This window comes from Azotobacter armeniacus (genome assembly GCF_054779355.1).
This window is the reverse complement of record NZ_BAAGYK010000132.1, coordinates 39,018-51,281: the sequence shown is the minus strand read 5'-3', so window position 1 is coordinate 51,281 and position 12,264 is coordinate 39,018. Positions and strand designations below refer to the sequence as shown.

General features: G+C 61.9%; 11 protein-coding genes and 1 pseudogene. 8 read left to right on the top strand and 4 right to left on the bottom strand.

The annotated features are described in order from the left end of the window. Nucleotides 1–100 precede the first annotated feature (100 nt). The 6 genes and pseudogenes from ACYVD0_RS17730 to ACYVD0_RS17705 form a co-directional block, all read left to right on the top strand. Nucleotides 101–2,170 (top strand): annotated as a pseudogene (locus ACYVD0_RS17730) (YbcC family protein); the annotation flags it as partial. A gap of 186 nt (nucleotides 2,171–2,356) precedes the next feature. Beyond that, the gene (locus ACYVD0_RS17725) at nucleotides 2,357–4,048 is read left to right on the top strand and encodes a proton-conducting transporter transmembrane domain-containing protein (RefSeq protein WP_460428035.1); all 1,692 of its coding nucleotides are present in this window, start codon (nucleotides 2,357–2,359) and stop codon (nucleotides 4,046–4,048) included. A gap of 83 nt (nucleotides 4,049–4,131) precedes the next feature. Beyond that, nucleotides 4,132–5,730: a SulP family inorganic anion transporter gene (locus ACYVD0_RS17720; protein WP_460428034.1), complete on the top strand. Its 1,599-nt coding sequence runs from the start codon at nucleotides 4,132–4,134 to the stop codon at nucleotides 5,728–5,730. A 613-nt stretch (nucleotides 5,731–6,343) separates the two neighbouring features. Beyond that, complete coding sequence (locus ACYVD0_RS17715; protein ID WP_460428033.1) at nucleotides 6,344–7,459, top strand: glycosyltransferase family 4 protein; 1,116 nt, start codon at nucleotides 6,344–6,346, stop codon at nucleotides 7,457–7,459. After that, nucleotides 7,452–8,222: a DUF2334 domain-containing protein gene (locus ACYVD0_RS17710; RefSeq protein ID WP_460428032.1), complete on the top strand. Its 771-nt coding sequence runs from the start codon at nucleotides 7,452–7,454 to the stop codon at nucleotides 8,220–8,222. Before ACYVD0_RS17715 ends, ACYVD0_RS17710 begins: the two co-directional genes overlap by 8 nt. Continuing rightward, nucleotides 8,219–9,211, top strand: coding sequence for a lysylphosphatidylglycerol synthase transmembrane domain-containing protein (locus tag ACYVD0_RS17705; protein ID WP_460428031.1), 993 nt, complete (start codon nucleotides 8,219–8,221; stop codon nucleotides 9,209–9,211). Before ACYVD0_RS17710 ends, ACYVD0_RS17705 begins: the two co-directional genes overlap by 4 nt. 14 nt (nucleotides 9,212–9,225) lie before the next feature. Here the strand turns inward: ACYVD0_RS17705 and ACYVD0_RS17700 are convergent, their stop codons facing one another. After that, complete coding sequence (locus ACYVD0_RS17700; protein WP_460428030.1) at nucleotides 9,226–9,417, bottom strand: hypothetical protein; 192 nt, start codon at nucleotides 9,415–9,417, stop codon at nucleotides 9,226–9,228. A gap of 79 nt (nucleotides 9,418–9,496) precedes the next feature. Then, on the bottom strand, nucleotides 9,497–9,706 hold the full coding sequence (locus tag ACYVD0_RS17695; RefSeq protein ID WP_460428029.1) for a cold-shock protein: 210 nt from the start codon (nucleotides 9,704–9,706) through the stop codon (nucleotides 9,497–9,499). Nucleotides 9,707–10,028: 322 nt separating this feature from the next. Here ACYVD0_RS17695 and ACYVD0_RS17690 point away from each other — a divergent pair, with 322 nt between their 5' ends. Next, nucleotides 10,029–10,265, top strand: a complete 237-nt coding sequence (locus tag ACYVD0_RS17690; protein ID WP_460428028.1) for a DUF2789 domain-containing protein — start codon at nucleotides 10,029–10,031, stop codon at nucleotides 10,263–10,265. A 75-nt stretch (nucleotides 10,266–10,340) separates the two neighbouring features. After that, nucleotides 10,341–10,769, top strand: coding sequence for a universal stress protein (locus ACYVD0_RS17685; protein ID WP_460428027.1), 429 nt, complete (start codon nucleotides 10,341–10,343; stop codon nucleotides 10,767–10,769). Between the two features lie 164 nt (nucleotides 10,770–10,933). On the opposite strand, the gene ACYVD0_RS17680 is transcribed toward ACYVD0_RS17685, so the two are convergent. After that, nucleotides 10,934–11,488 carry a magnesium transporter gene (locus ACYVD0_RS17680; protein ID WP_460428026.1) on the bottom strand — a complete coding sequence of 185 codons (555 nt, stop codon included), beginning with the start codon at nucleotides 11,486–11,488 and terminating at the stop codon, nucleotides 10,934–10,936. A 258-nt stretch (nucleotides 11,489–11,746) separates the two neighbouring features. Next, a complete protein-coding gene (locus tag ACYVD0_RS17675) occupies nucleotides 11,747–12,091 on the bottom strand; it encodes an HNH endonuclease signature motif containing protein (RefSeq protein WP_460428025.1) in 345 nt (114 codons plus the stop codon). Nucleotides 12,092–12,264 lie beyond the last annotated feature (173 nt).

Genomic DNA, 12,264 nt, shown 5'->3' with positions numbered 1-12,264 from the left:
GCTGCGCAGAATCCAGAAGTTGCCGGAGCTGGTGAGATCGTTTTTCCGCCACCCGGACTGCCGATATACAGCAGCATGACATTACTTTTTAAAAGATTAGTATCTGGATCAGGGCATCTCGATATGGGCCTTTCCGGCGAACGGCGAAGGTTTCCTGAATGCGCTCCGGGAACTGGAAGGCCACAGCCTGACCAGTTTTTTCCGTGGGAAGCGCGCACGCAAGCTGCTGCTCGAACAGGACTGCTCCATCGAGGATCTGCTGACGCTCCTGGTGAGCGACACGGCGCTGTTCAGGCATTACCTGTTCGACCAGCAATTCGCCCATCCCGGCTGGTCGGGCATCGTCTCGGTGATCGAGGCGCAGCCGCATACCCTGATCGACAGCCGCAAGATATCCCTGCGCGAACTGATCATTTTCGAGCTGCTCCTCGAAATCGATGCGCTCGACGACCATTTTGCTGAAGGCTGGAGCCCCCTGGCGGCGGACATGGCCGGCGAGCCGCTGGATATCCTGGCGGAAGTGCCCAAGACCGAACTGCACGAGGTCCTGTCGATCTGGCAGGAGGCGCTGGAGTGGAGCTTCTACGATCCCGTGCTGAGCGCCCTCCAGCGCCAGCCTTCGGAAAGTCCGGTGCTGCAGAGCAAAACCTTCCAGGGCCTGTTCTGCATCGACGACCGGATTTGCTCGTTCCGTCGACATCTCGAAAGTCTCGATCTGCACTGCGAAACCTATGGGACGCCGGGATTCTTCGGCGTGGAGTTCTATTTCAAGCCGGAGAATGCGAAGTCCCATTCCAAGGTCTGTCCGGGGCCGATCGATCCCAAGTACCTGATCAAGGAAACCGGCAGCCAGAACAGGCGCAAGGCCGAGCTGCACTTCAGCAAGCATTCCCACGACCTCTTCGGCGGCTGGGTGTTCTCGCAGACCCTCGGCTTCTGGTCGGCCGTCAAGCTCTTCGACAACCTCTTCAAGCCCTCGGCAAGCCCCTTGAGCGCCTCCTCCTTCCGGCACATGGATCGCATGTCCCGCCTGACCATCGAGAACCGCTCGCCGGACGACCGCGAGGAAGGCCTGCAGATCGGCTTCACCCTCGAGGAGATGGCCCTGCGCGCGGAGAACCTGCTGGGCAGCATCGGCCTGATCCGGGATTTCGCGCCCATCGTCTACGTGGTCGGACACGGGGCGAGCAACACCAACAACCCGCACTATGCCGCCTACGACTGCGGTGCCTGCTCGGGCCGGCCGGGCTCGGTGAATGCGCGGGTGATCTGCTTCATGCTCAACCATCCCGAGGTGCGGCGGATACTGGCCGGCAAGGGGATCGCGATTCCCGAAGGGACGCAGTTCGTCGGCGCGCTGCACGACACCACCCGCGACGAGATCGCCTTCTACGACGAGTCTTCGCTCGATGTGGAGAACCGCTCCCGGCACCAGGCCAACGTGGCCATCTTCGACAAGGCCCTGGCGCGCAATGCCAAGGAGCGCTCGCGCCGCTTCGAGCTGACCGACAGCCAGCAGCCGTCGGAGCAGGTGCATGAGGCGGTCAAGGCGCGCTCCGTATCGCTGTTCGAGCCGCGTCCCGAGCTGAACCATGCGACCAATGCCCTGTGCATCGTCGGGCGCCGGGCGCTCAGCCGCAAGCTGTTCCTCGACCGGCGCTCGTTCCTCAACTCCTACGACTACCGCATCGACCCGGATGGGAAGTTCCTGCTCGGTATCCTGCGCGCCGCGGCGCCGGTCTGCGGCGGAATCAACCTGGAATATTTCTTCTCCCACGTGGACAACCAGAAGCTGGGGGCCGGCAGCAAGCTGCCGCACAACGTGATGGGGCTGATCGGGGTGGCCAATGGCAACGACGGCGACCTGCGTCCCGGCTTGCCGAGCCAGATGATCGAGGTGCACAACCCGGTGCGGATGATGATCATCGTCGAGCATTTCCCGGAAGTGGTCCTGCAGACCATCCAGCAGCAGCCGGCCACCTACGAGTGGTTCGTCAACGAATGGCTCAATCTGGTGGTCGCCAGCCCCGAGACCCATGAGCTGTTCCGCTTCAAGGACGGTGGCTTCGAGCCCTATCGCCCCCTGACCGAACGGATCGATGTCGCCGCGGACCTCGAGAAACTCTTCGAAACCCAGGCAGACAACCTGCCTGTCCTCGCGCTGAGCTAGGGAACTGCCATGGCCTCCGTACTGCAGATCTTCATCTTTCTACCGCTGCTCGGATTCCTGATCAGCCTGACGCACCCGGAACGGGACGAGACGCGGATTTCCCGCACCGCCCTCATCACGGTCGGCGCCCATCTGGCCGGCTTCAAGCTGTTCCTGGTGTATTGGGCGTTCAACGGCTTTCCCACCTTGGAGCTGAAGGATTTCGTCCTGTTCCAGACGGAAAATTACGAGTTCTATATCGATTTCCTGTTCGACCGGATCACCGCGACCTACGTGTTCGTCGGCGCGTTCCTGACCTTCCTGGTGCTGCTCTACAGCCGCCATTACATGCACCGCGAGGCGGGCTACAAGCGCTTCTTCAGCACGGTGCTGTTCTTCTATGCCGGCTACAACATGGTGGTGTTTTCCGGAAACATGGAAACCATGTTTACCGGCTGGGAAGTGCTGGGGATCACCTCGTTCCTGCTGATTGCTTTCTACCGGGACCGCTATCTGCCGGTGAAGAACGCCGTCAAGGTGTTTTCCATCTACCGGATCGGCGATGTTGGCCTGTTGCTGGCCATGTGGATGATGCACAACCTCTTCCACGAGAACGTCACTTTCCACATGCTCGAAAATCAAGCCTTCGTGCTCGAGCATCTCCAGCCGCACTCGTTCGTCGGCGTCTTCATTGGGCTCATGATTCTGATGGCCGCCGCCGCCAAATCGGCGCAGCTGCCCTTTTCCAGCTGGCTGCCGCGGGCCATGGAGGGACCGACGCCGTCAAGCGCCATCTTCTACGGCTCCCTGTCGGTGCACATCGGGGTCTTCCTGCTGCTGCGCACCGCGCCGCTCTGGCGGGAGCAGTTGTTCGTCTGCCTCGTCATTGGCCTGCTGGGGTTCGCCACCAGCATCGTCGCGACGGTGATCGCCCGCTCGCAATCGGCCATCAAGAGCCAGATCGCCTATGCCTCCATTGTCCAGATCGGCCTGATCTTCATCGAGATCGCCGCCGGCTTCGACACTCTGGCCCTGGTGCACTTTGCCGGGAATGCCTTCCTGCGCACCTATCAGCTGCTGGTTTCCCCGTCGGTGGTGACCTATCTGATTCGCGAGCAGTTCTACAACTTCGTGCCCAGGGCTCACCATGGCAAATGGCTGCTGCCCAAGAAGTTCAGGTATTCCCTCTACATGCTCTCGGTGCGGGAGTTCGATCTTGACGCCTTCATGTATCGCAAGTTGTGGAATCCCATGAAAGGCATGGGGCGGTATCTGGACTTTCTGACTTTCTGGCGGGTCGTCGGCATTTTCGTGCCGTTTTATCTACTGGGTTTGTATTTTGTCTACAACCGCGAGGCACTTCCCGGAATGGTCACGGAAGTGCTACCCCTGATCTTTTCAGTGATGGCAGCGGTGCTTGTGCTCAAGTCCTTTACCGAACGCAAGCGTGCCCGGATGACGTGGCTCCTGGCGATCATGACGCATTTCTGGATTGCCCTGGCCACTTCCTTCAACGCCAACTTTGACTTCAGCGAAAGTTATATCTATTTGAGCGGTGTCGCACTGGCTGGCGTTATCGGTTTCCTGTGCCTGCGGCGACTCAAGCATCTCGAAGGAGATATCGATCTCGATCGATTCCATGGGCATTCCCGGCATCACCCGAAAATCGCCTTTGTGTTTCTGCTGTGTTGTCTGTGCGCGACCGGCTTTCCGATCAGTCCCACTTTCATCGGTGAAGACCTGATGTTCGCGCATATCAAGGAAGGGCAGGTCGGGCTGGCCTTTTTGACCAGTTTCAGTTTCATCGTGGTCGGTTTGTCGATCATTCGTATCTACGCACGGGTGTTTCTCGGACCGCACTCCAAGTCGGTGTATGAAGTGCCGTACAAGTCTTCCTGATCCACTGCCGGAGTTTGAATAGAGGTATTTATCCCCAAGCAATTGAAAACGCAGGTAAACATTAAAAAAGGAGTCATTGCCTTATGAAAGCGCGTGCAATTCCCGAAGATGGCCTGAAAGGCCTCAAACAAAACTGGCGCAGCGATATGGTGTCGGGTTTTCTGGTATTCCTGCTGGCGCTCCCTCTGAGTCTCGGCATCGCCAAGGCGAGCGAGTTTCCCCCGGCCATGGGCGTGCTGACCGCCATGATCGGCGGCCTGTTCGTCAGTCTGTTCGCCGGCTCGCGACTCACCATCAAGGGACCGGCCGCCGGCCTGATCACCATCTGTGCCGGTGCCGTCGTGGAGTTCGGCGGTGGCGCCGAAGGCTGGCACCTGGCGCTCGGGGCGATTTTCGTGGCAGCCCTGATTCAGATGGTTTTCGGGTTCCTCCGCTTCGGCTCCCTGAGCGACTTCTTTCCTCACTCGGTCGTGCACGGCATGCTGGCGGCGATCGGCCTGATCATCTTCGCCAAGCAGATTCACGTGTTGCTCGGCATCGATCCGGCCACCCTCAAGGGTCTCGAACTCATCGAGCTGTTCGAGCGGATTCCCGCCTCGATCATGCATGCCGACTCCCACGTGGCCCTGGTGGGCGTCGTCAGCCTGGCGATCATCTTCGGCATGCCTTTCCTGAAGATTCCCGGCCTGAAGAGGATCCCGGCACCGATGCTCGTCCTGCTGGTGACTGTGCCCATGGCCCTGCTCATGGACTTCAGGCACACCGAGCCGGTGTTCGACATGGTGACCATCGGCAGCTTCTGGGCCAATGTCGGGTTGAACGTGGACTTTTCCCTGATCGGAACCGCGGTGTTCTGGAAATACGTTCTCATGTTCCTCTTCATCGGCAGCCTGGAGTCCCTGCTGACGGTCAAGGCCATCGATGGACTGGACCCCTGGAAAAGGGCCTCGAACTTCAACAAGGACCTGGTCGCGGTAGGGGCGGGGAACGCCCTGTCCGGGTTGCTGGGCGGTTTGCCGATGATTTCCGAGGTAGCCCGCAGCTCGGCGAACGCCACCTTCGGCGCCCGCAGCCGCTGGAGCAACTTCTTCCACGGCCTGTTCCTGTTCGTCGCCATGCTGCTATTCATTCCGGTCATCGAGATGATTCCCAATGCAGCACTGGCGGCGCTGCTGATCGCCGTAGGTTACCGGCTGGCCTCGCCCCATGAGTTCTTCAAGGTCTATCGCATCGGGCCAGAACAGCTGCTTATCTTCATGGCGACCGTGCTGGTGACGCTGTCCACCGACCTGTTGATCGGCGTCGGGGCCGGCATCGCCACGAAGATGGCACTCAACCTGGTGCATCGGGTTCCGCTCGGCAACTTCTTCAAGGCCCGCTATGAGTATTCCCGGCATGAGGGCGAAGACCTGATCGAGGTCAGGGGGGCGGCGATCTTTTCCAACCTGCTGGGCTTCAAGAAGTTCTTCAGCCAATTGGACCGCAGCACGAAGGTGATGATGGACTTCTCGGGAGCCCATCTGGTGGATCACACTTTCATGGAGTTTCTGAGCCATCTTAGGGAGGAGTTCCAGCATGCCGGAGGCGCTCTGATCGTCGTTGGATTCGAACGCTTCAAGCCATTCTCGAACCATCCCCTGGCGGCCCGTAAACGCCTGTCTGGCAATGTCCAGCTGGCTTGACCGGGCCTTGCCGCCGCCGATGAAGGCTCCCCGCGCATCGACGGGCCTCGACAGCTGATCCACCGGCCATGGACGGCCACTCCCTCAGGCGAGACGCGTCGGTGCGGCTCCCTTTCTTGCGCACGGCGTCCTCCGGACGCCAGTCATGCCAAAGCCCGCCTGGCTCTGTAGTGTCTTTATCAGTGACAACGCCTCCCTGCGCGGCCGCGGAAACTCCGGATCGTTCGGGTTTGTCTACAGCGGTGCTCCCGTTTCGCTGCAGCGCCCGGGAGTGCCGTTCGCTCGTATCTGCCGGGGGGCGATTTGCCAGGGTAATCGCATGAAGGGCAGGTGCAGTCGTTCACTCCCTCTCCCGCGCCCGGGAGGGCTGGGGAGAGGGAAAACAGGCCATTGTTGCTCATTTGCCCTCTCCTCCGGCCTCTCTCCCATGAATGGGAGAGGGGAGAAAGTTGCTCATGTGATTGTCTTGGTCTATTTCCTGACGTTGGAACAGGCAGCGGCTATCTTTTGTTACAGTACTGCGGTTTTCTTGGCGGGACCGCTTGTCTGTGGGCGGGACTTCCCGCCGCAGCCGAGGCGGTCCGCTCCGAAGACCTTGGGACGGAGGAAGCTCGTGCACATTGCTGATATGACCATGTTCTATGCCCCCGCCAGCGGCGGCGTGCGGACCTATCTGGAGGCCAAGCACCGTCGTCTGCGGTTGTACTCCGGGGTACGCCACAGCGTGCTGGTGCCCGGTGCCGACTACCGTGAGCAGGCCGGCATCTATGAGGTTCCCTCGCCCCTGCTGCCGTTCGGCAAGGGCTATCGCTTCCCCCTGCGCCGCGCGCCCTGGCGCCTCCAGCTGCAGCGCCTGCAGCCCGACCTGATCGAAGTCGGCGATCCCTACCTGACCGCCTGGGCTGCATTGGACGCCGGCCGACGTCTGGGCGTCCCGGTGATCGGCTTCTATCACTCGGACTTGCCGCGGCTGGCCACCAAGCGCGTCGGCACTTGGTGCGGCGGCCGGATGAATGATTACGTGGCGCGCCTCTACGGCCAGTTCGACCGGGTGCTGGCACCCAGCCGGATCATGGCGGAGAAGCTGCTGCGCCTGGGTGTGCAGGACGTATTCGTGCAGCCCCTGGGCGTCGACCTGGAGGTCTTCCAGCCGGCGCGTCGCGATCCGGGCCTGAAGCGTGAGCTGGGGCTTCGCGAGGAAACCCGGCTGATGGTCTTCGCCGGCCGCGGGGCGCGCGAGAAGAACCTGCACATCTTGCTGGAGACCGCCCGGCGCCTCCGCGATCCCTACCATCTGCTGCTGGTCGGCGCCGACATGCCGCGGCGGGTGCCGGACAACGTCACGGTGATCAATCAATTCCAGCCGGCCGCCGCGGTCGCCCGGCTGATGGCCAGCAGTGACGTGCTGCTGCACGCCGGCGACCAGGAAACCTTCGGTCTGGTGGTGCTGGAGGCAATGGCCTGCGGCATTCCGGTGGTCGCCGCGCGCGCCGGGGCGCTGGCCGAAATTGTGCCGTTCAGTGCCGGACGCCTGTGCCGGCCCAACGATGCGCGGGCGATGGCCGCGACCGTGCGCGAGCTGTTCGAGGGCGGTGTCGAGCGGCTGGGACGTCAGGCGCGCCAGCACGTCGAGGCTCACCATGCGTGGGATGCCGTGGTCGCCGGCCTGCTCGCCCATTACCATGCCGTGCTGGGCACGGCCGAGTTGCCGGTCGCCGTAAATGTCTGAAAGCCATCTATTGCTGGTACTGCATGACGTCGCCCCGCAAACCTGGGCCGACTACGAGGATTTCATCGCTGCGGTGGACGCCTTGGGCAAGGTGCCCATCACCTGGCTGGTAGTGCCGGATTTCCATCACCGCCAGCCGTTGACAGCCCACGCCGACCTGCGCCAGCGGCTCGACGCGCGGCTGGCGCGCGGTGACGAGCTGGTCCTGCACGGTTATCACCACCATGACGACGCACCGCCGCCGCGAACCCCTGGGGAGTGGCTGATGCGCCGCGTCTACACCCATGAGGGTGAGTTCTACCGGCTTGATCAGGCACAGGCGCGGCAACGCCTGGAGCAGGGCATGGAGGTGTTCCGCCGTTTCGGCTGGCCGCTGCACGGCTTCGTCGCCCCCTCCTGGCTGATGAGCGAGGGCACCCGTCTGGCCCTGCGGGAAACCCCGCTGAGCTATACCAGCGACCTGCGCTATCTCTACCGGCTGCCGGATTTCCAGGCCATCGATGCCCCCGGCCTGACCTGGAGCGCCCGCAGCCGCTGGCGCCGCGGGCTATCCCGGCTGGTCTGCGCGGGCCTTGCCGCCTGTTATCGGCAGGCACCATTGCTGCGCCTGGGGCTGCATCCGGTGGACATGCGTCATGAGTTCTCCCGCCGCTACTGGGTGGAGCTGCTCATGCGTCTGCTGGAGGAGGGGCGCCAGCCGCTGACCAAGATCGGCTGGCTGGACCGGCAGCTCCCGCGCCTGCCGACGAGTACCGCCGCATGAGCCGTGGCCTGTGGCTGCTGCTGGGTGGCCTGTTAGTGGCCCTGATGATTCCCCTTCTACTGGGCGGCGGCGGGCTGTGGCGGCAGGTGCAGAGCTTTCCCGCCAACCTGCTGCTGGCCATGTTCGGCATCATCGTGGTCTGCTGGAACCTCAACGCCCTGCGCCTGCGTCTGCTGCTGCCCGGCTATCGGCTCGGCCAAGGCGGCGCGCTGGGCATCATCATGGCCACCGAATTCGCCATCTGTGCGACGCCGGGCGGCGCCGGTGGTCCCCTGACCCTGATGGCCCTGCTGATGCGCCGCGGGGTATCGGCGGCGCAGGGCACCGCCACCTACGCGGTGGAGCAGCTCACCGATCTGCTGGTGTTCGCCTGCGCGCTGCTCGGCATCCTGGTCTATGCCCTGTCCCATGCCCTGAGCCCACACCTCGCCTGGCTGCTCGGCACCAGTGCCGGCCTGCTGCTCGGGGTGTTCGTCCTGTTGTTCCTGCTCGGCCGCTTTCATCGGCAAATGTTCCGCCTCAACGGCCGGCTGCTGCGGCGCCTGGGGGTGAGCCCGCGCCGCCGGCTGAGATACGCCCGCCAGGTGATGCGCTTTCGCAACGCTCTGCGCCAGAGCCTGAGTCTGCCCCGCCCGGTGCTGCTCGGCGTGTTCCTGCTCAGCGTCGCGCACTGGGTGCTGCGCTACAGTGTGCTCTATCTGACCCTGCGCGGCCTGGGCAGCGAACTGTCCTGGGCCTGGGCCTTCCTGGTGCAGATGCTGGCGCTCAGCGCCGGCCAGGCCAGCCTGCTGCCGGGCGGCGCCGGCGGGGCGGAACTGGCCTCGGCGGCGCTGCTCGCACCGCTGGTCGGCAAGTCGACCAGCGGTGCGGCGATCCTGATCTGGCGCGCCGTGACCTACTACTTCTACCTGATCGCCGGCGCGCCGGTGTTCCTGCACCTGGCTGGCCGGCCGCTGCTGCGGCGGCTGGTGCGCTATCGGCAATCCTGAGCGAGTGCACGCGGCTATTGCTTCTTGCCGAGCTTGAGGTGTCGGCTGGGTGGCGTGGCGACTTGGCCGCTGACGCCATTGGCGATCTGCTGAATCTCGCCGCCGTCCTGGAGAAAGGCGGAAATCAGGGCGTCGAGGGATTCATGGGTTTCCTGAGCCGGTTCCGGCTTGGCCTTCCTGTTCGATCCTGCAACCCGCGTGATCATGATGGTTTCTCCTCTGCCAGGGTGGATTGCCCAAAATGAAAAACCGGCCCGAAGGCCGGTTCTTTGACAGCGCAAGTGATCAGACGACTTGCACGTCATCCGCTTGCATGCCTTTCTGGCCTTTCACCGCCACGAAGGAAACCTGCTGACCTTCCTGCAGGCTCTTGAAGCCGGCGCTCTGGATGGAGCGATAGTGAACGAACAGATCGGGGCCGCTTTCCGGGGTGATGAAGCCGAAGCCTTTTTCATCATTGAACCATTTGACGGTGCCGGTTTGGCGATTGGACATGGGTTGTCTCCTTGGACAAAGTTGAATCCCGAGCCGGCTTGGCCCGGGCGTTGACTGAGTGCAAAGAGAAATCGAAAAAGGATCGGAACGGAATTCAAGCAGATCGTTTCGCGGTGACGCATGCAGCACAGTAGGGCCACTGTACTCTCTTGGCGGTGGATCATCTAGCCTTTTCTCGAATGCTTGATGGATGGAGCGCTGCAATCGTTGCCGATGGATGTAGGTCATAGCTGTCCTGGATCAACCGTTCGCCGCTGGATTTTCCGCTATGGTTAGAAAATGCGATACACGTTCCCATGAGCGCAACAGAGGAGGAAGGAAGATGGAAATGTCCAACCACAGTCTGTCCGATCTGTTCGATCAGCTGGGTCTGAAGTCCGACCCAGCCAGCATTGATGCCTTCATCGCCAGCCACCGGCTGCCCGAGGAGGTCAAGGTATCGGAGGCGGCCTTCTGGACACCTGCGCAGGCCGCGTTGCTAAAGGAGGAGATGCTCGATGACGCCGACTGGGCGCCGATCGTCGACGAACTCAACGAGTGCCTGCATCCCAGGCACTGATTGAGCGAGGGTTCCCGGCGGCGCCAGGCCCGTCGGGGGCCTTTCCGTCCACTAGGCACAATGAGTGTGCAGTCCATGAAGAAAGTACTTGTTCCGTTCGATGGTTCCGAAAGCGCTAAGCGCGCGTTGCTCTATCTCGTAGATCTGGCGAAGCAGTTGCCGGATCTGGAGGTGCATCTGCTGAACGTGCAGGGGCATCCGATCATGTATGGCGACTACGTCGCCGGCCCCATGCTGGAAAGCTTGGTCAACGCGGCCCGGGAGCATGGGCGCAAGATCAATGCGAAGGGACTCGAGCTTCTCCAGGGGCACGGCCTTAAAGTCACCGCCCACGAGGAGCAGGGCGAGACGGTAGGAGAGATCGCCAAGGCAGTCGCGGTACTCGGCTGCGACACCGTGGTGATGGGGACCCGGGGGATGAGCAACTTCTCCAATCTGGTCATGGGCTCGGTCGCCACGCGCGTGGTGCATGAGGTTGCGGTGCCCGTGCTGCTGGTCAAATAAGCGAAACCACTGTCCAACCTGCAGGAGCCTGCAGGGGAGAGGAGGATCTCCTTTCCCCTGTGCCTGTGCCCGTCTGCAAGGGGCGAAACTGTTCCGGTCAAAAAAGGCCTTGAATCCAGGTAGAAACTTCTGATTTTTCCACTTGGCCTTTCAGTCCGATGCAGTCAGAGCCTGCTTTTGAAACGGTGCCATTTCTTTTCCCCGTTCATGATCCAGCGGGGCATGGCTGTGCCGGTTCCGGCGACCTCCAGCTTCGGATGATGGCTAATGACCTGCTCCAGCACCGACTCCTGGGCTGGCTCCACATCCACGAAAAACACGTGCTTGCCTTGACGTAGCTTGTCCTGCAGGGGACGGAAGTAGCTGTTGCTCTTCTGGAAGCCCAAGAAGCCGCCCTCCCAGATGCTGAAGCCGAACAGTATTAGGGCCAGGAAGATGAAGGGCACCCAACCGAAGACCGTGTTTGTCCAGTCACTGAAGTAGGCGACGACCAGCACCAGGACAGCCAGCGGCAAGCCTATGTACAAGCCCCGTGTGCCGGATTTGACGACATCGGTCTTCATCATCGAAGGCACGCTGTGCAGGTGATGCTGTTCGAGTTCGGCATCCTTTTCGCTCAGCACATGGATCTGCTCGGTATCGATGCCCCTGGCTTCCAATTCCTGCTCAACCTGCTCCAAATCGCCCAGGTCGTCGCTGACATAGTAATGCCGGTTCATGTTCACCTCCCGTTGCATCGCAAAAAGCTTCCGGCGAAGGATTGACCGATGGCCCACGGCAGAAGAGCCGGGGCCGGGGCGGGGAAATGTCCCCTTTTTGAGTCTAGCAGCGGGACTTTTTCGGGGTGCTGGTTGGCGCCGGACGCGTCCGTCCGGCGGACGAGAGGTCATATCGGAAATTTTGATTTCCGGCGACGGACGGAAACGGTCGCGTCCGCTCCGGCGGCAGGAGCAGGCGCGGCGGGCGGACAGGGGGCGTCAGTCCTGCTTGTCCTTGAGCAAATCCCCGAGACCCGCGAAGGCCTTGAAGGTCGTCTTCGGACCCAGATCGCCGCCGGGACGGGGAGCGGTCTGGTACTGGCTGTCGGTATAGCGTGAATGTTCGTTGTCGTGGCAGTACAGGCAGAGCAGTTCCCAGTTCGAACCGTCCTCGGGGTTGTTGTCGTGGTTGTGGTCCTTGTGGTGGACTGTCAGCTCGCTGAGGCGCTTGCCGGAAAACTCCCGGCCGCAACGGCCGCAGATCCAGGGGTACATCTTTAGGGCCTTTTCCCGGTAACCCTGTTCGCGCTGGGCATAGGGGATATTGGTCTTGTTCGTGCTCATGGTGGGCCTGCCTGACTGCTGGTTCCGATCGTTTGGTGAATGAAAAGCCTGGCTCCCGAGACTACGAGCATCAGGGCCTGGGGGGCAACCGTGCGATTGTCCGCAGGACTTGCGGGTAGCTTCATCATGCTGCTGTCGGCCTCTCGCCAGACAGACGAGTTAGCTTGTTAAAA

What these genes read in the sequence shown, in the direction of transcription:
- ACYVD0_RS17675 (WP_460428025.1), bottom strand. Translation starts at nt 12,091, where the DNA reads ATGAGCACGAACAAGACCAATATCCCCTATGCCCAGCGCGAACAGGGT.
- ACYVD0_RS17695 (WP_460428029.1), bottom strand. Translation starts at nt 9,706, where the DNA reads ATGTCCAATCGCCAAACCGGCACCGTCAAATGGTTCAATGATGAAAAA.
- ACYVD0_RS17685 (WP_460428027.1), top strand. Translation starts at nt 10,341, where the DNA reads ATGAAGAAAGTACTTGTTCCGTTCGATGGTTCCGAAAGCGCTAAGCGC.
- ACYVD0_RS17700 (WP_460428030.1), bottom strand. Translation starts at nt 9,417, where the DNA reads ATGATCACGCGGGTTGCAGGATCGAACAGGAAGGCCAAGCCGGAACCG.
- ACYVD0_RS17720 (WP_460428034.1), top strand. Translation starts at nt 4,132, where the DNA reads ATGAAAGCGCGTGCAATTCCCGAAGATGGCCTGAAAGGCCTCAAACAA.
- ACYVD0_RS17710 (WP_460428032.1), top strand. Translation starts at nt 7,452, where the DNA reads ATGTCTGAAAGCCATCTATTGCTGGTACTGCATGACGTCGCCCCGCAA.
- ACYVD0_RS17690 (WP_460428028.1), top strand. Translation starts at nt 10,029, where the DNA reads ATGGAAATGTCCAACCACAGTCTGTCCGATCTGTTCGATCAGCTGGGT.
- ACYVD0_RS17705 (WP_460428031.1), top strand. Translation starts at nt 8,219, where the DNA reads ATGAGCCGTGGCCTGTGGCTGCTGCTGGGTGGCCTGTTAGTGGCCCTG.
- ACYVD0_RS17680 (WP_460428026.1), bottom strand. Translation starts at nt 11,488, where the DNA reads ATGAACCGGCATTACTATGTCAGCGACGACCTGGGCGATTTGGAGCAG.